Here is a 17,155-nt window from a genome sequence, read left to right on the forward strand (position 1 = left end):
GTAGGAGCGGGTTTACCCGCGAAGAGGCCGGCACAGGAGAACCGCTTACTCCCCGCGGCTCTTCTTGACGATGACATCGGCAATGCTCGCCGGCGCCTCGGCATAGCGGGTGAACTCCATCGAGAAGCTGGCCCGGCCCTGTGTCATCGAGCGCATCGAGGTGGCGTAGCCGAACATCTCGCCCAAGGGCACCTCCGCACGGATCACCTTGCCGGCGGGCGTTTCGTCACCGTCCTGGATCATCCCGCGGCGCCGGCTGAGGTCGCCCAGAATGTCACCCTGATATTCCTCCGGCGTCACCACCTCTACCTTCATCACCGGCTCCAGCAACACGGCGCCGCCTTTCTGCGACAACTGCTTGGTGGCCATCGAGGCAGCGATCTTGTAGGCCATCTCGTTGGAGTCGACATCGTGGTACGAGCCATCGAACACGGCAGCCTTGAGGTTGATGAGTGGGTAGCCGGCCAGCACGCCGTTCTTCATCTGTTCCTCGATACCCTTCTGGATCGCCGGGATGTACTCGCGCGGCACCACGCCGCCGACAATCTCGTTGATGAACTCCAGGCCTTCTTTGCCTTCATCACCGGGTGCGAAACGGATCCAGCAATGGCCGTACTGGCCGCGGCCGCCGGATTGGCGAACGAAGCGGCCCTCGATCTCGCAGGTGTTGCGGATCTTCTCGCGGTAGGCCACCTGCGGCTTGCCGATGTTGGCCTCGACATTGAACTCGCGGCGCATACGATCGACGATGATGTCCAGGTGCAGCTCGCCCATGCCCGAGATGATGGTCTGGCCCGTCTCTTCATCGGTGCGCACGCGGAATGAGGGGTCTTCCTGGGCCAGCTTGCCCAGCGCGATGCCCATTTTTTCCTGGTCGGCCTTGGTCTTTGGCTCCACGGCCACGGAAATTACCGGGTCAGGGAAGTCCATGCGTTCGAGGATGATCGGTTTGTCCATGTCGCACAGGGTATCGCCGGTGGTCACGTCCTTCATGCCGATCAGCGCGGCGATATCGCCTGCGCACACGTCCTTGATTTCGGCACGCTGGTTGGCATGCATCTGCACCATGCGGCCGATGCGTTCCTTCTTGCCTTTGACCGAGTTGAGTACCGCATTGCCTGAACTGAGCACGCCGGAATAAACGCGGGCGAAGGTGAGGGTGCCGACGAACGGGTCGGTGGCGATCTTGAAGGCCAGTGCCGAGAATGGCTCTTTGTCGTCGGCGTGCCGTTCCAGGTGCTTTTCTTCATCGTCCGGGTCGGTGCCGCGGATGGCTGGAATTTCCGAGGGGGCGGGCAGGTAATCGATTACCGCATCGAGCATCAGCGGCACGCCCTTGTTCTTGAAAGAGGAGCCGAGGATGGTCGGCACGATTTCGTTAGCGATGGTGCGTTTGCGCAATCCGGCCTTGATCTCTTCGACGCTCAGCTCTTCGCCTTCGAGAAACTTGTTGAGCAGTTCGTCATTGGCCTCGGCGGCGGCTTCTATCATGTGCGCACGCCATTCGTCGGCCAGTGCCATCAGTTCGGCGGGTATGTCTTCTTCGCGGTAACTGGTGCCCTGGTCGGCATCGTTCCAGTAGATGGCCTTCATCTTCACCAGGTCGATCTGGCCAATGAAGTTCTCTTCGCTGCCAATGGCCAGCTGGATGGGGACCGGGTGGTGCCCTAGGCGCTGATCGATCTGCTTGACCACGCGCAGGAAGTCGGCCCCCTGGCGGTCCATCTTGTTGATGTAGGCCAGGCGTGGCACATGGTACTTGTTGGCCTGGCGCCAGACCGTTTCGGACTGCGGCTCGACGCCGTCAGCGCCGCTGAACACCACGACCGCGCCATCGAGCACGCGTAATGAGCGCTCCACCTCGATAGTGAAATCGACGTGGCCGGGGGTGTCGATGATATTGAAACGGTACTTGTGGGCGAACTGCTTGGTCGAGCCTTGCCAGAACGCAGTGGTCGCCGCCGAGGTGATGGTGATGCCGCGTTCCTGCTCCTGGGCCATCCAGTCCATGGTCGCCGCGCCATCGTGCACTTCGCCCATCTTGTGGTTGACCCCGGTGTAGAAGAGGATCCGCTCGGTGGTCGTGGTCTTGCCGGCATCCACGTGGGCGACGATGCCGATATTGCGGTACAGCTCGATGGGCGTTGTGCGGGCCATGGCAGACTACCTGTGGATGGGCGGATTCCACCAAGTTAGCAGACCGGTGGAATCCTGCGCTGCCACCGGGCTGTCAGTCGGTCTGGGCTTGCAGCATCCACTGGCCATCCACTTCGCGGGCCAGGCCACTGGCCGGCAGCAAGGCCAGCAGGCGCGTGTGCAGGGCGGCCTCGGTGAAGATCTTGAGGGTGGTCAGGTCCAGCGCGCCGACCAGGTTCAGATCAGTCTTGGTGTACGACAGCCAGGCTTTTTTCAGCACCTGGGCGACGTCGCTGCCGGCGGTACTGGCGAACCGGCGGTGCCACTGGCGGCCTTCGAAGGTGAAATTGTGCGCGTGGCTGTAGGTGCTTTGGTCGGCGCCTTCTACGCAGCGGTGGCAGCGGCATGGGCCCTCGCCGAAGGCGTTGCGCAGGTAGTTGTTGAAGTCCACGACGGGCTTGAGGGACAGGCGTTTGTCGACTTCGAACAGGTCGGCGATCAGGGGTTCTTCGGCGCTCACTCGGGATCCTCGTGTGGTGTGGCGTGCATCGGCGGGCACCCTAACAGATCGGGGCATCCAGATCACCTGTTGCAGGTGCCCTGTATACCCCAAGCAACATGTGATCCCTGTGGGGCGGGCGTGCCCGCGAAAAGGCCAGTAGAGACAACAGAGACCGCCTGCCGTACTCTACGCGCCCGTACGTCCATACACCCACCGAGGTAACCCCGTTTGAGCACCAAGTACCCGTACATCGCCACCGTGACCATCAGCGCTGAAGACCGTGGTGGAGATACCGAGGCTTCGGAAAACCCCAAAATGCGCGTGGGTCTGGAAGCGGTGACCGAAACCCTGAAGAAGGTGCATTTCGTCGGTACGCTCGCGGCCCCTGAGAAACCAGCGACGCACATTTGCGTAACCCTGGAGAACGGCCTGACCTATTACGGCCCGATCGTCAACGGCCATGCCGAACTGGAAGGCGGCTGGATCGCCTTCGAGTCCGACATGCTGACTCCGGAAGAACTCGGCCTGTAAGCCTCAGTTCAGTTCTGCCAGGCACTGCTCGAGGATATCCAGCCCTTCCTCGAGCACCTCGGCCTCGATGGTCAGCGGTGCCAGCAGGCGAATGATGTGCCGCGCCTTGCCGCTGGGCATCAGCAGCAGGCCCTTGGCTCGGGCCGCTTCCATCACCTTGGCCAGTTGTGCCGGTGCCGGGCTGCCATCGGCATTGACGAACTCGATCCCTCGCATGGCGCCCACGCCGGTCAGGCGGCCGATGGACAGGCCTAGGCCCGAGGCCTTCCAGCGCTCATAGCGGCTGACGATGGCCTGTTCCTGCCGTTCACCCCAGGTTGCAACGTTTTCGTCGGTCATCTGCGCCAGGCTGGCCAAGGCCGCCGCACAGGCAATCGGGTTGCCCGAATAGGTGCCACCCAGGCCGCCCTTGGGCAGCGCTGCCATCAATTCCTTGCGCCCGACCACTGCACCCAGCGGCATACCGCCAGCGATGCTCTTGGCCAGCAGCAGCAGGTCCGGCTCGATACCCAGGCGCGGAAACGCGAAGCGCTGGCCGGTGCGGCCGAAGCCCGACTGGATCTCGTCGATGATGATCAGGATGCCACGCTCGTCGCAGAAGCGGCGCAGGGCCTGGGCGAAGGCCGGGTCCAGGGCAAGGAAGCCGCCTTCACCCTGCACCGGCTCGAAGATGAACGCCGCGACGTCCTCCACGGCCAGCTCGACGCTGAACAGGCGGTCCATGGCCTTGAGTGCCTGCTCGCAGGTAACCCCGGTATCGGCGCTGGGGTAGGGCAGGTGGTACACCGGCCCGGGCAGTTCGCCGACCCGCTGCTTGTAGGGGGCGACCTTGCCATTGAGGTTCAGGGTGGCCAGGGTGCGTCCATGGAAGCCGCCGTCGAACGCGATGATGGCGCGTTTACCGGTGGCGCCGCGGGCCACCTTCAGGGCGTTTTCCGCCGCTTCCGCGCCGCTGTTGGTGAGCATGCCGGCCAGTGGGTAGCTGACGGGCACGAACTGGCTCAGTTGCTCCATCAGGGCCAGGTACGGGCCGTGAGGGGCGGCGTTGAAAGCGTAATGGGTCAGGCGGGTGGCCTGAGCCTGGATGGCCTCGACTACAGCGGGGTTGCAGTGGCCCAGGTTGAGCACGCCGATACCGCCGACGAAGTCGATGTAACGTTTGCCGTCGGTGTCCCAGACTTCGGCATTACGGCCATGGGAAAGTGTGATCGGGTGAACGATGGCAATGGATTGGCTGATACTTTCCTGGTTCATGGGGCACGCGGACCTTGTTCGAGTTTCTTATTATCCAAGCGTGTCGGCGGGTTATTCCGCAAACGAATTATTCGATTGCGATCATTCCATGGATTCGTGATCTTGGCTGTTTTTTGGGTTGGTTGTACCGGCCTCTTCGCGGGCAAGCTGCGAAGAGGCTGGAGTAGGTTAATCAATCCCCCTCAGCCACCCGTTCCCGGATCCACTGCACAAAGGCCCTGATCTTGGGCACTTCGGCCGCATGCTCGGCATGCGCAATGAAGTGCCTCCCGTTGCTTGGCACTGGGTGGTCCCAGGCCACCACCAGTTTGCCCTCGCTCAGCTCCTCGGCCACCAGATAGCGGGGAATCAGGGCTATGCCGCAGCCAGAGATGGCGGCGCGGATGCACAGGTAGAACGTGTCGAAGCGCGGCCCGTGGTAGCTGTTCTGGCTATGCAGCCCAAGCCCCAGAAACCACTCATGCCAGGCCTCCGGCCGCGACACGCATTGCAACAGGCGGTGCTCTGTCAACGCCTGGGCGCTGTCGAAACGGTGGCTGGCCAGCAGCTGCGGGCTGCACACCGGCACCACTTCTTCGCTGAACAACTCGATGCAGGTCGCCCCGGGCCAGGTGCCCTGGCCGAAGAAGAAGGCGACGTCAGCCTTGGCCTGTACCAGATCGAACGGCTCCAGCTCGTTGCGCACATCCAGGTGAATGCGCGGGTAGCGGTCACCAAAACCCTTGAGCCTGGGCACCAGCCAGCGGGCGCCGAAAGTCGGCTGGGTGGCGATGCGCAGCACTTCGGTTTCGTCGCCGTAGCTGAGGATGTAGCGGCTGGAGATGTCGATCTGGGTGAGGATCTTGTTCACTTCGGTGAGGTACAGCGCGCCGGCCGGGGTGAGGTGCAGGCGCCGGCGAATGCGCTGGAACAGCGAGTGCGAGAGCATGTCCTCCAGTTGCGCGACCTGCTTGCTGACGGCGCTTTGGGTCAGGTGCAGTTCCTGGGCCGCGCGGGTGAAGCTGAGGTGGCGAGCGGCCGCTTCGAAGCACTGAAGGGCGGTGGTCGAAGGCATCAGGCGTTTGGACATGACGGGCGAATACCGAGCAAAAAAGGAAGGAGTTCATTCCATTAAGGAATTATGTGGTTCGAAAAGGTCGTTTGTTGACCCCGGCCTATAGATTAATACTGACCTGGATCAACGATTACAACCGGTCATGCGAAGAGGAGGTCAATACCCGCTTCCGTCATCTGCAAAACAACAACAACACACATCAGAAATTTATAAGAATTCTGCTCAGACCTTCAGCCGCTTTGCTGCGGCCGACCCATTCGAGGGTTCTTCATGGCTTCGCAAGACAACAAGAAACAGCGCTCACTGCAGCACGGCCTGACATCCCGTCAGGTTTCCATGATCTCCATTGCCGGCATCATCGGCGCCGGGCTGTTCATCGGGTCCTCCAACGCCATTGCCACCGCCGGTCCGGCCATCCTCATTTCCTATGCCATGACGGGCCTGCTGGTCTTGCTGGTCATGCGCATGCTGGGTGAAATGGCCATCGCAAACCCCAACAGCGGCTCTTTTTCCACTTACGCTTCGGAAGCCATCGGGCCTTGGGCGGGCTTTACCATTGGCTGGCTGTACTGGTGGTTCTGGGTGTTGATCATTCCGGTGGAAGCCATTGCCGGTGCTGACATCCTGCATGCCTACTTCCCTGGCGTGCCGTCCTGGCTGTTCGCCTTCCTGATCATGCTGGTGCTGTCGGGCACCAACCTGGTCAGCGTGAAGAACTTCGGTGCCTTCGAGTACTGGTTCGCGCTGGTCAAGGTGGTCGCGATCATTGGCTTCATCGGGGTCTGCACCTTGGCTGTGTCCGGCTTCTGGCCACTGGCGGAGGTATCCGGGGTCAGCCGGCTGTGGGACAGCGGCGGCTTCATGCCCAATGGCTTCGGGACGGTGCTTGGGGGCGTGCTGATCACCATCTTCTCGTTCTTCGGTGCCGAAATCGTCACCATCGCGGCTGACGAAACCGCCAACCCGAAAGACAAGATTCGCCGCGCCACCAACCTGGTGGTGTACCGCATCGCCATCTTCTACCTGGCGTCGATCTTCCTGGTGGTGTCGCTGGTGGCCTGGAACGACCCCGGGCTGAAAGCGGTAGGGTCGTTCCAGCGTGTACTGGAAGTGCTGAACGTACCGGGCGCCAAGTTGCTGGTTGACCTGGTGGTGCTGGTGGCGGTGACAAGTTGCATGAACTCGGGGCTCTATACGGCGTCGCGCATGCTCTATTCGCTTGGCGCCCGTGGTCAGGCGCTGAGCGTGACCAAGCGCATTTCCGGTTCCGGCGTGCCGACCGTGGCGGTGATCTTCTCCACCTTGGCGGGCTTTGCTGGTTGCTTCGTGAACTATGTGTTCCCGGGCAAGGTGTTTGGCTTTCTGCTGTCGACCACCGGCGCCATCGCCTTGCTGGTGTACCTGGTCATTGCCGTGTCGCAGCTGCGCATGCGTGCCCGTGCCGAGCGTGAAGGGCGCCCGTTGGAGCTGAAGATGTGGCTGTTCCCATGGCTGACCTGGCTGGTGATCGGCACCATCGTCATGGTGCTGGGCTACATGCTGTTCAGCGATGCCTACCGCTATGAAACGCTGATGACTGCCGGGGTAACCGCGTTCATCCTGCTGGTTTCGCTGACCCAGCGGCGTGCCAAGATGGTTGCCCAGACGGCCTGATGTTTCTGCTTTAATGGGGGCGTTGCGCGCCCCCATTCCAACAAGCACAGGAAGCGTATGACTGATCACACACTTTCCCTTCAAGCCCTCGCGGCCCCTGAGGGTACTTGCTACGGCTGCGGCTGTTCCCACCCCAGCGGCCTGCACCTGCAAAGCCATTGGGACGCCGACGGTGTTCACCTGGTGTGCCGACACTCGCCCGACAGCACCTTCATCGGCTGGCCTGGCCTGGTTTACGGTGGCCTGCTGGCGATGCTGGTCGACTGCCACTCCAACTGGACGGCGATGGCCTACCACTACCGTAACGAAGGCCGCGAACCGGGCAGCCTACCGCGTATCGACTGCGTTACCGGCACGCTCAACCTGACGTACCTGAAACCTACGCCGATGGGTGTCGAGCTGTTGCTCAAGGCGCGTGTCGAAGGCGAAGTGGGGCGCAAGAGCCGGGTCATCTGCGAAGTCTGGGCAGACGATGTACTGACGGTGACCGCCGACTCCGTGTTTGTCCGCGTCGATACCGAAAAGCTCAAGCTCAAGGCCCACGGTCAGGCCTGAGCTGCCAACGCTGATGAGTGGTCGGTGATGGTCAGCGGCTGGGGATGTCTCTAAAGTGACAGGTTCATTCCCTTGGCAAGGTTGATCATGACTGAACTCAGTGCTTTCCCCATCACCCGCAAATGGCCCGCCAAACACCCCGAACGCCTGCAGTTGTATTCGCTACCGACGCCCAACGGGGTGAAGGTTTCGATCATGCTCGAAGAGATTGGCTTGGCTTACGAGGCGCACAAGGTCAGCTTCGACAACGATGACCAATTGAGCCCCGAGTTCATCTCGCTCAGCGCGAACAACAAGATCCCCGCCATCCTCGACCCGAACGGGCCGAGCGGTCAGCCGCTGCCGCTGTTCGAATCGGGGGCGATCTTGCAGTACCTGGCAGAGAAGAGCGGCCAGCTGCTCAGCCAGGACCCTGCTCAGCGCTACCAGACCCTGCAGTGGCTGATGTTCCAGATGGGCGGCATCGGGCCGATGTTTGGCCAGGTCGGGTTCTTCCATTTCTTTGCTGGCAAGGAATACGAGGACAAGCGCCCGCGCGACCGCTATGTCAACGAGTCCAAGCGGCTGCTGGGCGTGCTGGATCGGCATTTGAAAGGTCGGCAGTGGATGGTTGAGGAGTACAGCATCGCCGACATCGCCATCTTCCCTTGGGTGCGTAACCTGGTGGAGCGCTATAACGCCCGTGACCTGGTGGGCTTCGACCAGTTCAAGGAAGTGCAGCGCGTGCTGGCGAGTTTTCTCGAACGGCCAGCCGTGCAGCGTGGCCTGAAAATCCCGGGCTGATCAACCCGAGTAGGGACAACTGCCTTGCGCAAAATCTGATAGCGAAAGGGCCGGCCCTGCAGGCCAATTTCACCTGCCGTTCACCGTGGCAGCCGCCACCGTATTCGCGGGTAAACCCGCTCCTACACAGATCGGTGGTGGACACACATTGGGTGTTGGGCACAGGGTCGTAGGAGCGGGTTCACCCGCGAAAGGGCCGGCCCTGCAGGCCAATTTTCACCTGCCGTTCACTGTTGCCGCCGCTACCGTATTCGCGGGTAAACCCGCTCCTACACAGATTGGTGGTGGACACACCTCGGGTGTTGGACACAGGCCGTCGTAGGAGCGGGTTCACCCGCGAAAGGGCCGGGCCTGCTGGCCAATTTTCACCTGCCGTTCACTGTTGCCGCCGCTACCGTATTCGCGGGTAAACCCGTCCTACACCTGTCCGGTGGTGGACACACATTGGGTGTTGGGCACAGGTCGTCGTAGGAGCGGGTTCACCCGCGAAAGGGCCGGGCCTGCAGGCCAATTTTTACCCGACGTTCACTGTTGCCGCCGCTACCGTATTCGCGGGTAAACCCGCTCCTACACCTGTCCGGTGGTGGACACACATTGGGTGTTGGGCACAGGTCGTCGTAGGAGCGGGTTCACTCGCGAAAGGGCCGGGCCTGCAGGCCAATTTTTACCCGACGTTCACCGTCGCAGCCGCTACCGTATTCGCGGGTAAACCTGCTCCTACACCTGGTGGATACACATCGGTGATTGGGCACAGGCGCACGGGTTCAGAAGAGGTGGTTCAGCAACCAGTACAGGCTGCCCGCCAACAGCATTGCCGCTGGCAGGGTCAGTACCCAGGCCATCAGCAGATTGAACAAAGTGCGCTTCTGAATCCCCGACCCATTGGCGACCATGGCGCCGGCCACCCCCGAACTCAGCACGTGCGTGGTCGACACCGGCAGCCCGAACATATCCGCGGCGCCAATGGTGCACATCGCCACCACTTCGGCCGATGCGCCTTGGGCATAGCTGAGGTGGGTCTTGCCGATCTTCTCGCCAACGGTGACCACAATACGCCGCCAGCCAACCATGGTCCCCAGCCCGAGCGCGATGGCTACAGCCACCTTCACCCACAGCGGAATATAGCGGGTGGCGTCGTCCAACTGGGCCTTGAACAGCTGCACATGGCTGCGGGTGTCGGCATCGAATGTCACCAGGTGGTTTTTCTCCATGAGGCGGATGGCTTCACTGGTCAGGTACATGTCGTTACGCACGTTGGCCATGGCTTCAGCCGGTACGCGCTTGAGCGAGCCATAGCCTTTTACCTCTTCGCCAATCATCCCGGTCAGCGCCGCCAATGCCGGGACCAGGTGCGGGCTGGCCTTGGGCTCGGCAATGAACAGGGTAAGTACCTGGCGCGGGTCCGCCGGGGCCGCCTGCGGGTCGCTGCGTACCAGTGCCTGGCGGGTCACCTCGGCGACAGCGGAAAACTGCAGGGCCTGTCCGTTGGGCATGGTCTTGTTCAGCGCGTAGGCCATCGGCAGGGTGCCGACCAGAATCAGCATGATCAGCCCCATGCCTTTCTGGCCATCGTTGGAGCCGTGGGCAAAAGATACCCCGGTGCAGGTCAGGATCAGTATGCTGCGGATCCACCACGGCGGCGGTGTCTGGCCTTCCGGTGCCTGGTACAGCGCCTTGCGTTTGACCAGCGCACGCAGGGCCAGCAGCAACAGGGCGGCGCACACAAAACCGATCAGCGGTGAGAACAGCAGGGCATAACCCACCTTGCTGGCCTGGGCCCAGTCCACACCGCTGGTGCCCTCACGCCCATGCATCAGCGCATTGGCCACGCCCACGCCGATGATCGAGCCAATCAGGGTGTGCGAGGACGATGCCGGCAGGCCCAGCCACCAGGTGCCCAGGTTCCAGATGATCGCCGCCAGCAGCAGGGCGAAGACCATGGCGAAGCCGGCCGAAGAGCCGACCTGTAGAATCAGTTCTACGGGTAGCAGGGCGATGATGCCGAACGCCACCGCGCCACTGGAAAAAAGCACGCCCAAGAAGTTGCACAGCCCGGACCACACCACCGCGACCGGCGCCGGCAACGAATGGGTGTATATCACTGTGGCTACCGCGTTGGCGGTGTCGTGGAAGCCGTTGACGAACTCGAAGCCCAGGGCAATCAGCAGCGCCAGGCCCAGCAGAAGGAACGGTGTGACCGTGGTGATTGCCGTACCACTGGCGGCTACATCCTGCTTGAGGCTCCAGGCAGTGTAGGCGATGCCTGCCAGCAGCAGGCTGAAGAACAGCACCAGGGTGGCACGCCCAGGCTTGTGGGCGAGCTGCGGGCGGGCGTCGTGTTGGGCCAGTTGTGGGCTGCTGGCCACTGACGGGGTTGCCATGGGCGCTCCGGTTGGCGTTGGGCGAAAATGCCGAAGGCCTTGAGCATAGAAACAATTCGTAACCTGGCCGTGACCTCGATCAATGAATTATCTAGGCTCAAGACGGACGGTAATGGCAGGAGACGCCCATGATTCGCTGCAAGCGTGTCTATGATGCGGTTGAGGATGAAGATGGCCAGCGTGTACTGGTCGACCGCCTGTGGCCGCGCAACAAGCGCAAGGAAGACCTCCATGGGCAGTGGTTGCGCGAAGTGGCACCTTCGAATGAATTGCGAAAGGCGTTTCATCAGGGGGAAGTGGATTTCGCCGGTTTTACCCAGCGGTACCAGCAAGAGCTGGCGGCCCACCCCGAGCACTGGTACCCGCTACTGGACATGGCCAGAAAGGGGACACTGACATTGCTTTATGCCGGCAAGGACACCGGGCACAACAATGCCCAGGTGCTGGCCGATTGGTTGGAAAACGAACTGGACAGGCATGGCCCTGGCAGTTCGCCAGTGTGCTATGCCCAATGAGTGCGATGCGATGCCTTTACAGTTGATGCCCGCCAAAGACGTCCACTGCACCTTCGCCCGCGACCTCACGCGCCGCGCCATGCTGCCCTACTACCGTGAATACGACCTGCTGTGGATCGAGGAAGCCTTCGACGCCGCCTGGGGCTGGCGCGAGCAGTGGCTGGTGATCGATGGCGACGCCCTGTTGGGTTTTTGCAGCCTCAGCCAGGACCGCCAGGCGCTGTTCATCCGCGAGTTGCACCTGTTGCCTGAGCACCGTGGGCGGGGCGTCGGTAGCTGGGTGCTGGAAGAGCTGGCGCTGTGGGCCAGGCAGCGGCGCCTTCCCCTGTTGCGGCTGATGGTGTTCCGCAGCAACCCGGCCCGCCTGCTGTACCAGCGTCATGGCTTCGTCGAAATGGGTGAAGACGAATGCTTTGTGCGGATGCAGCGGGATATCAATTTAATAGCTAAATGATGGCTTGTCGCGACCGCAGCGCATGGGCATAGTGAATCCATACGTTAACGGCTGCCTGCAGGCGGGCAGACCGTGCTTGAGGATATAAGGGAAAAGGAGAACCCCTATGAACGGAATCGGCCCACGGCTGCGGGAAGAGCGTGAGCGGCTGGGTATGACCCAGCGTGTATTTGGCGATATCGGTGGCGTCGAGCCCAACGCTCAGGGCAAGTACGAAAGCGGTGAGCGCACGCCGCGGCTAGACTACCTGGCGGCATTGGCGGCCCGTGGCGTGGATGCGTTGTATGTACTCAGCGGCCTGCGCACCCCGGCAGCGCGCGAAGGTTTGAACACGGATGAGTCCGCTTTGCTGGCGGCTTTTCGGCAATTGCGCTCGGATGATCAGGCGGCGCTCTTGCACCTTTTGGGGCGGTTGACCCACGACGCCAAGCCCCGGCAAATAGTGAGGCCTCTCACGGTCCAACGTCAGTCGTTTCTGACGGAAGCAATGCGTTAGGCCCACCGTGAAAAATTTTGTTAAGGTGGCGGGATCCAATCGCCCTGCTGACGAGGTGTGTGCTTGATTAGGGTCTTAGTGGTCGATGATCACGATCTGGTACGAACCGGTATTACACGCATGTTGGCCGACATCGACGGCCTGCAGGTGGTGGGTGAGGGAGATTCAGGCGAAGCGGCACTGAAACTGGCCCGGGAGCTGAAACCGGACGTTGTCCTGATGGATGTGAAAATGCCCGGCATCGGCGGCCTGGAGGCCACCCGCAAGCTGCTGCGCAGCCATCCTGACATCAAGGTAGTGGCGGTGACGGTGTGCGAGGAAGACCCGTTCCCCACACGCTTGTTGCAGGCCGGCGCTGCCGGCTACCTGACCAAGGGGGCAGGCCTTGACGAAATGGTCCAGGCCATTCGTCTGGCCTTTGCCGGCCAGCGCTATATCAGCCCGCAGATCGCCCAGCAGCTGGCGCTGAAACCGTTCCAGCCGCAGGGGTCTCCGTTCGACGCGTTGTCCGAACGGGAAATCCAGATTGCCCTGATGATCGTCGGCTGCCAGAAAGTGCAGATCATCTCTGACAAGTTGTGCCTCTCGCCCAAGACCGTCAATACTTACCGTTATCGGATCTTTGAAAAACTCTCTGTCACCAGCGACGTCGAACTGACCTTGCTGGCCGTTCGCCACGGTATGGTTGACGCAAGCCTGTAAAACCTCATGTCCCAAGTCTTTGATGCCAGCGCATTCCTGGCGACCTGCAGTGGTCGCCCGGGCGTATACCGGATGTTCGACGGCGAGGCCCGCCTGCTGTATGTGGGCAAGGCCAAGAACCTGAAGAAGCGCCTGGCCAGCTATTTCCGCAAGACTGGCCTTGCGCCCAAGACGGCCGCCCTGGTTGCGCGCATCGCCCAGGTTGAAACCACCATCACCGCCAACGAAACCGAGGCGTTGCTGCTGGAGCAGAACCTGATCAAGGAGTGGCGGCCGCCTTACAACATCCTGCTGCGCGACGATAAGTCTTACCCCTACGTGTTTCTGTCCGATGGCGAGTTCCCGCGCCTGGGCATTCACCGAGGGGCGAAAAAGGCCAAGGGCCGTTATTTTGGCCCGTACCCCAGTGCCGGGGCCATTCGCGAAAGCCTCAGCCTGCTGCAAAAGGCTTTTTCTGTGCGTCAGTGCGAAGACAGCTACTACGCCAACCGCACCCGGCCATGCCTGCAGTATCAGATAAAGCGCTGCAAAGGGCCCTGCACCGACCTGGTGACTGCCGAGGAATACGCAGAAGACGTGCGCCATTCGGTGATGTTTCTGGAAGGGCGTAGCCAGCAACTGGGCAATGAGTTGAATGCCGAGATGGAAAAGGCCGCCATGGCCCTCGATTTCGAAAAAGCCGCCGAGCTGCGTGACCAGATCGCCTTGTTGCGCCGCGTGCAGGACCAGCAGTACATCGAGGGCGGCAGTGGCGATGTCGACGTCATCGCCGCCTTCGTCAACCCGGGTGGTGCCTGTGTGCACCTGATCAGCGTGCGCGGCGGGCGGGTACTGGGCAGCAAGAACTTCTTCCCGCAGGTGGGCATCGAGGAGGAGGTGGCCGAGGTCATGGCCGCATTCCTTTCCCAGTACTACCTGGGTAACGCAGAACGCGAACTGCCCGGCGAGTTGATCGTCAACGTCGTTCACGAAGATTTTGCTGCCATCACCGAAGCGCTGCACACGCTGCGTGGCCGCGAACTGACCATCAGCCACCGGGTGCGTGGCACCCGCGCCCGCTGGCAGCAACTGGCCGTGACCAATGCCGAGCAGGCGCTGAATGCCCGCCTGGCCAACCGTCAGCACATGGCCGCTCGCTTCGAAGCCCTGGCCGAAGTGCTGGGCCTGGATGAAGTGCCGCAACGCCTGGAATGCTACGACATCAGCCACTCTAGTGGTGAAGCTACCGTGGCCAGTTGCGTGGTGTTCGGCCCAGAAGGGCCGATCAAGTCCGACTACCGCCGCTTCAACATCGAAGGCGTCACCGCAGGTGACGATTATGCGGCCATGCATCAGGCACTGACCCGCCGCTATGGGCGCATCAAGGACGGCGAGGGCAAGCTGCCCGACGTGCTGCTGGTGGACGGCGGCAAGGGCCAGCTGAACATGGCCCGCGATGTGATGCAGGAGCTGGGCTTCACCGACCTGACCCTGCTGGGTGTGGCCAAGGGCGTCACACGCAAGGCGGGTTTCGAAACCCTGTACCTGAACGATGTGCATCACGAATTCACCCTCAAGGGCGATTCATCGGCGTTGCACCTGATCCAGCAGATCCGCGACGAAGCCCACCGCTTCGCTATCACCGGCCACCGGGCCCGTCGTGGCAAGGCTCGTCGAGTCTCCAGCCTTGAAGATGTGGCCGGGGTAGGGCCCAAGCGCCGCCGCGACCTGCTGAAACATTTCGGCGGCCTGCAGGAGCTCAACCGCGCCAGTATCGATGAAATCGCCAAAGCCCCCGGCATCAGTAAAAAGCTTGCCGAGTCGATTTATGCCAGCCTGCATAGCGAGTAGAATGCCGGGCTCAACTTGCAGCCAGTCGTACCGATGAATATTCCAAACCTGCTCACCGTTCTACGCGTCCTGCTCATTCCGTGCTTCATTCTGCTGTTCTATATGCCCTATGAGTGGAGCTACATGGCCGCCAGCAGCGTATTCGCGGTTGCCGCCGCCACCGATTGGCTGGACGGATACCTGGCGCGTCGCTTGCAGCAGAGCACGCCGTTCGGCGCCTTCCTGGACCCGGTAGCCGACAAGCTGATGGTGGCAGTGGCCCTGGTGCTGCTGGTGCAGACCCACGCCAACTTCTGGCTGACCCTGCCAGCCGCGGTGATCATCGGCCGCGAGATCGTGGTGTCTGCGCTGCGCGAGTGGATGGCTGAGCTAGGGGCGCGGGCGCATGTGGCGGTGTCCAACCTCGGCAAGTGGAAGACTGCGGCGCAGATGCTGGCGCTGGTGATTCTGCTGGGCAACCCGCCGGCGGTGACCTTCTGGGTGATCCTGGGCTACGGGCTGCTGCTGGTGGCAGCGGGGCTGACGCTGTGGTCGATGGTGCACTACCTGTTGGCCGCCTGGCCGCACCTGCGCGAAGGCTCGGAAAAAAAATAAAAGTTTTTTGAATCAAGGGGTTGACGCTGTTTTAGAAATCGCTAGAATGGCACCCATCACGACGCGGGAATAGCTCAGTTGGTAGAGCACGACCTTGCCAAGGTCGGGGTCGCGAGTTCGAGTCTCGTTTCCCGCTCCAAATAAAGATCTACAGGTTTCAGTTGAAGTCTGTAAGTCGTTGAAAAAAGGCCCTTCGGGGCCTTTTTTCGTTCGAATGCATTCTGCCTCAATCCCCTCCCTCCACGAAACTCAAGTACAAACACCACAACGCGGCGCCCTGGCCGTGACGCCGTGGGCTACCTCGACATATTGCTGATCACGTCAGCGGGCATTTCAAAGATCTCGGGTGCGCTCAACAGGTCCACTGCGGACAGCAAGACATCGGGATCGATTGGGTCTTCCAGGATCAGCGTGTGCTGGGTGTGATTGTCGGTCAGGCGCAGCGTGGGTGTAGCGTTGAATCCATTCTCCAAGGCTTGCGCTTTTTGCGTGTCCACGACTTGGGCAGCCCGTTCGCCGGCCAGGCAGCGTTGCAGGGGCGGGCTGATGTCCGGATAGTCGTGTCCAGCAGCCAACCCACGGCCGTTGCCTTGGGTATTCAGGTAGACCCGGAGCACTGGCCCCCAAACGCCTTCGTGACCCTCACGCTGGCCCATGCATTCGATCAGTCGCGCTTCCCGACTGGCGGCCGGTTCATGCTGGGGGAGAGGCAGGTGACGCCAGGCCAGGTTGACGTGATCGTTGGTGACGATCCAGCGTTGCAGTTGCGGCAGATAGCCCTGGCAGCGCGGGCATTCGAGGTCGGCGTAGAGGGTGATGGTGAAGCGCGCTTCGGGGTTGCCATAAATCCGCTGCGGGCCATCATCGGCGGTGGAACGAAAAGGTAACGGCAGCCACCAGCACAGTGCCAAAACCGCGGCTGCGAGCCAGCCGCAGGCCCACTTTAGGTTGGTTGCACTCATCCGTTTGCGCATGTTGTTGCTCCTGGCAATTCCAGATCGAACGGCTAGAAACCGGTGCGCCGTCTCCATCCTGAGTCATGCGGATGGCGGCATCGAGTCCACTGATGCCGAGTTGCTGCATGAGGCTATGACGCTGGCTTCCTCTTCAGGTTCCGTCCTTGCCAGTGCCAGATATGAACGGGTGGCACGGTGCGGAACAACGGCTACTCCTTTGTTTCAACGATGTTTCGCTGAGCAGCTGCCCGTTGGCGTCGTTGCCGTATTCAGAGGGTGCCATCTTCAGTGCGCTTGCTGACAAGCCGGCCGATTGCGTCGCGCTCGAAGTCATGACGGATGGCAGCCGTCCGTGTCGGCGGGGCGTTGTCGGACAGGGGCGGCTGCTCGTCAGGCGAGGGCACATGGGTAAGACGAACGACCTCATCCAGCACGTTGTAGGCAGAGAGGCGGCCACTGCCATCCAGGTCCTTTTGTGCCACCAGCCGGTCCAGCTCGTCCCAGCCGAAGCGGTATGACTCGTCATTCTCGTTGGTCAGTTGAAGTAGCCGACCATAGGCGTCGTAGCGGAACTTCACGCTGTAGCCCATGGCGTCGGTGCGTTCGACCAACCGGCCGCTGGGGTCGTAGCGAAATTGCAGGGTTTTCTGGGCAGGGTCGATATAGCGCGTCAGCTGGCCGGCCACATCAATTTCGTAGCGGTCAATGCGACCGTCCGGTCGTTCGCTTTCGACCAGATAGCCACGTGCGTCGTAGCGA

16 protein-coding genes, 1 tRNA gene and 1 pseudogene are annotated in these 17,155 nt (G+C 61.6%); 11 read left to right on the plus strand and 7 right to left on the minus strand.

What is annotated here, in order from left to right:
- Nucleotides 1-45: 45 nt before the first annotated feature.
- The gene (gene fusA / locus LVS58_RS20525) at nt 46-2,157 is read right to left on the minus strand and encodes an elongation factor G (RefSeq protein WP_233692580.1); all 2,112 of its coding nucleotides are present in this window, start codon (nt 2,155-2,157) and stop codon (nt 46-48) included.
- Nucleotides 2,158-2,230: 73 nt separating this feature from the next.
- Nucleotides 2,231-2,656, minus strand: a complete 426-nt coding sequence (locus tag LVS58_RS20530) for a hypothetical protein (RefSeq protein WP_233692581.1) — start codon at nt 2,654-2,656, stop codon at nt 2,231-2,233.
- Nucleotides 2,657-2,866: 210 nt separating this feature from the next.
- Between LVS58_RS20530 and LVS58_RS20535 the strand changes: the two genes are divergently transcribed.
- A complete protein-coding gene (locus LVS58_RS20535) occupies nt 2,867-3,169 on the plus strand; it encodes a hypothetical protein (protein WP_012051778.1) in 303 nt (100 codons plus the stop codon).
- A 3-nt stretch (nt 3,170-3,172) separates the two neighbouring features.
- Here the strand turns inward: LVS58_RS20535 and LVS58_RS20540 are convergent, their stop codons facing one another.
- The gene (locus tag LVS58_RS20540) at nt 3,173-4,423 is read right to left on the minus strand and encodes a 2-aminoadipate transaminase (RefSeq protein WP_233692582.1); all 1,251 of its coding nucleotides are present in this window, start codon (nt 4,421-4,423) and stop codon (nt 3,173-3,175) included.
- Nucleotides 4,424-4,595: 172 nt separating this feature from the next.
- The gene (gene gcvA / locus LVS58_RS20545) at nt 4,596-5,492 is read right to left on the minus strand and encodes a transcriptional regulator GcvA (protein WP_233692583.1); all 897 of its coding nucleotides are present in this window, start codon (nt 5,490-5,492) and stop codon (nt 4,596-4,598) included.
- 255 nt (nt 5,493-5,747) lie between these two features.
- Here gcvA and LVS58_RS20550 point away from each other — a divergent pair, with 255 nt between their 5' ends.
- The 3 genes from LVS58_RS20550 (at nt 5,748) to LVS58_RS20560 (ending at nt 8,468) form a co-directional block, all read left to right on the plus strand.
- Nucleotides 5,748-7,130: an amino acid permease gene (locus LVS58_RS20550; protein ID WP_233692584.1), complete on the plus strand. Its 1,383-nt coding sequence runs from the start codon at nt 5,748-5,750 to the stop codon at nt 7,128-7,130.
- Between the two features lie 57 nt (nt 7,131-7,187).
- Nucleotides 7,188-7,685 carry a PaaI family thioesterase gene (locus LVS58_RS20555; protein ID WP_233692585.1) on the plus strand — a complete coding sequence of 166 codons (498 nt, stop codon included), beginning with the start codon at nt 7,188-7,190 and terminating at the stop codon, nt 7,683-7,685.
- 87 nt (nt 7,686-7,772) lie between these two features.
- On the plus strand, nt 7,773-8,468 hold the full coding sequence (locus LVS58_RS20560) for a glutathione S-transferase N-terminal domain-containing protein (RefSeq protein WP_233692586.1): 696 nt from the start codon (nt 7,773-7,775) through the stop codon (nt 8,466-8,468).
- A 764-nt stretch (nt 8,469-9,232) separates the two neighbouring features.
- Here the strand turns inward: LVS58_RS20560 and LVS58_RS20565 are convergent.
- Nucleotides 9,233-10,849: an inorganic phosphate transporter gene (locus LVS58_RS20565; RefSeq protein ID WP_233692587.1), complete on the minus strand. Its 1,617-nt coding sequence runs from the start codon at nt 10,847-10,849 to the stop codon at nt 9,233-9,235.
- 128 nt (nt 10,850-10,977) lie between these two features.
- Here LVS58_RS20565 and LVS58_RS20570 point away from each other — a divergent pair, with 128 nt between their 5' ends.
- The 7 genes from LVS58_RS20570 to LVS58_RS20600 all read left to right on the plus strand — a co-directional run bounded on the left by LVS58_RS20570 (nt 10,978) and on the right by LVS58_RS20600 (nt 15,579).
- Nucleotides 10,978-11,364: a DUF488 domain-containing protein gene (locus LVS58_RS20570; RefSeq protein WP_233692588.1), complete on the plus strand. Its 387-nt coding sequence runs from the start codon at nt 10,978-10,980 to the stop codon at nt 11,362-11,364.
- Nucleotides 11,365-11,374: 10 nt separating this feature from the next.
- Nucleotides 11,375-11,818, plus strand: coding sequence for a GNAT family N-acetyltransferase (locus tag LVS58_RS20575; protein ID WP_233692589.1), 444 nt, complete (start codon nt 11,375-11,377; stop codon nt 11,816-11,818).
- A 106-nt stretch (nt 11,819-11,924) separates the two neighbouring features.
- Nucleotides 11,925-12,314: a helix-turn-helix domain-containing protein gene (locus tag LVS58_RS20580; RefSeq protein WP_233692590.1), complete on the plus strand. Its 390-nt coding sequence runs from the start codon at nt 11,925-11,927 to the stop codon at nt 12,312-12,314.
- 63 nt (nt 12,315-12,377) lie between these two features.
- Nucleotides 12,378-13,016, plus strand: a complete 639-nt coding sequence (gene gacA, locus LVS58_RS20585) for a response regulator transcription factor GacA (protein WP_233692591.1) — start codon at nt 12,378-12,380, stop codon at nt 13,014-13,016.
- A gap of 6 nt (nt 13,017-13,022) precedes the next feature.
- On the plus strand, nt 13,023-14,846 hold the full coding sequence (uvrC, locus tag LVS58_RS20590; protein ID WP_233692592.1) for an excinuclease ABC subunit UvrC: 1,824 nt from the start codon (nt 13,023-13,025) through the stop codon (nt 14,844-14,846).
- 33 nt (nt 14,847-14,879) lie between these two features.
- Nucleotides 14,880-15,440 (plus strand): CDP-diacylglycerol--glycerol-3-phosphate 3-phosphatidyltransferase, encoded by a 561-nt coding sequence (pgsA, locus tag LVS58_RS20595; protein ID WP_021783204.1) that lies wholly within the window; start codon nt 14,880-14,882, stop codon nt 15,438-15,440.
- Between the two features lie 63 nt (nt 15,441-15,503).
- Nucleotides 15,504-15,579, plus strand: a tRNA-Gly gene (locus LVS58_RS20600).
- 157 nt (nt 15,580-15,736) lie between these two features.
- On the opposite strand, the gene LVS58_RS20605 is transcribed toward LVS58_RS20600, so the two are convergent.
- A complete protein-coding gene (locus tag LVS58_RS20605; RefSeq protein WP_233692593.1) occupies nt 15,737-16,414 on the minus strand; it encodes a DsbA family protein in 678 nt (225 codons plus the stop codon).
- A gap of 251 nt (nt 16,415-16,665) precedes the next feature.
- Nucleotides 16,666-17,155 (minus strand): annotated as a pseudogene (locus tag LVS58_RS20610) (type IV secretion protein Rhs); the annotation flags it as partial.

This window comes from Pseudomonas sp. JR33AA, assembly GCF_021378985.1.
GTDB classification, from domain to species: Bacteria; Pseudomonadota; Gammaproteobacteria; order Pseudomonadales; family Pseudomonadaceae; genus Aquipseudomonas; species Aquipseudomonas alloputida.

Excerpts from the sequence above, each read along its gene's own strand:
- fusA (WP_233692580.1), bottom strand. The coding sequence starts at position 2,157 with ATGGCCCGCACAACGCCCATCGAGCTGTACCGCAATATCGGCATCGTC.
- LVS58_RS20540 (WP_233692582.1), bottom strand. The coding sequence starts at position 4,423 with ATGAACCAGGAAAGTATCAGCCAATCCATTGCCATCGTTCACCCGATC.
- gcvA (WP_233692583.1), bottom strand. The coding sequence starts at position 5,492 with ATGTCCAAACGCCTGATGCCTTCGACCACCGCCCTTCAGTGCTTCGAA.
- LVS58_RS20550 (WP_233692584.1), top strand. The coding sequence starts at position 5,748 with ATGGCTTCGCAAGACAACAAGAAACAGCGCTCACTGCAGCACGGCCTG.
- LVS58_RS20555 (WP_233692585.1), top strand. The coding sequence starts at position 7,188 with ATGACTGATCACACACTTTCCCTTCAAGCCCTCGCGGCCCCTGAGGGT.
- LVS58_RS20560 (WP_233692586.1), top strand. The coding sequence starts at position 7,773 with ATGACTGAACTCAGTGCTTTCCCCATCACCCGCAAATGGCCCGCCAAA.
- LVS58_RS20565 (WP_233692587.1), bottom strand. The coding sequence starts at position 10,849 with ATGGCAACCCCGTCAGTGGCCAGCAGCCCACAACTGGCCCAACACGAC.
- LVS58_RS20570 (WP_233692588.1), top strand. The coding sequence starts at position 10,978 with ATGATTCGCTGCAAGCGTGTCTATGATGCGGTTGAGGATGAAGATGGC.
- LVS58_RS20575 (WP_233692589.1), top strand. The coding sequence starts at position 11,375 with ATGCCTTTACAGTTGATGCCCGCCAAAGACGTCCACTGCACCTTCGCC.
- LVS58_RS20580 (WP_233692590.1), top strand. The coding sequence starts at position 11,925 with ATGAACGGAATCGGCCCACGGCTGCGGGAAGAGCGTGAGCGGCTGGGT.
- uvrC (WP_233692592.1), top strand. The coding sequence starts at position 13,023 with ATGTCCCAAGTCTTTGATGCCAGCGCATTCCTGGCGACCTGCAGTGGT.
- pgsA (WP_021783204.1), top strand. The coding sequence starts at position 14,880 with ATGAATATTCCAAACCTGCTCACCGTTCTACGCGTCCTGCTCATTCCG.
- LVS58_RS20605 (WP_233692593.1), bottom strand. The coding sequence starts at position 16,414 with ATGCGCAAACGGATGAGTGCAACCAACCTAAAGTGGGCCTGCGGCTGG.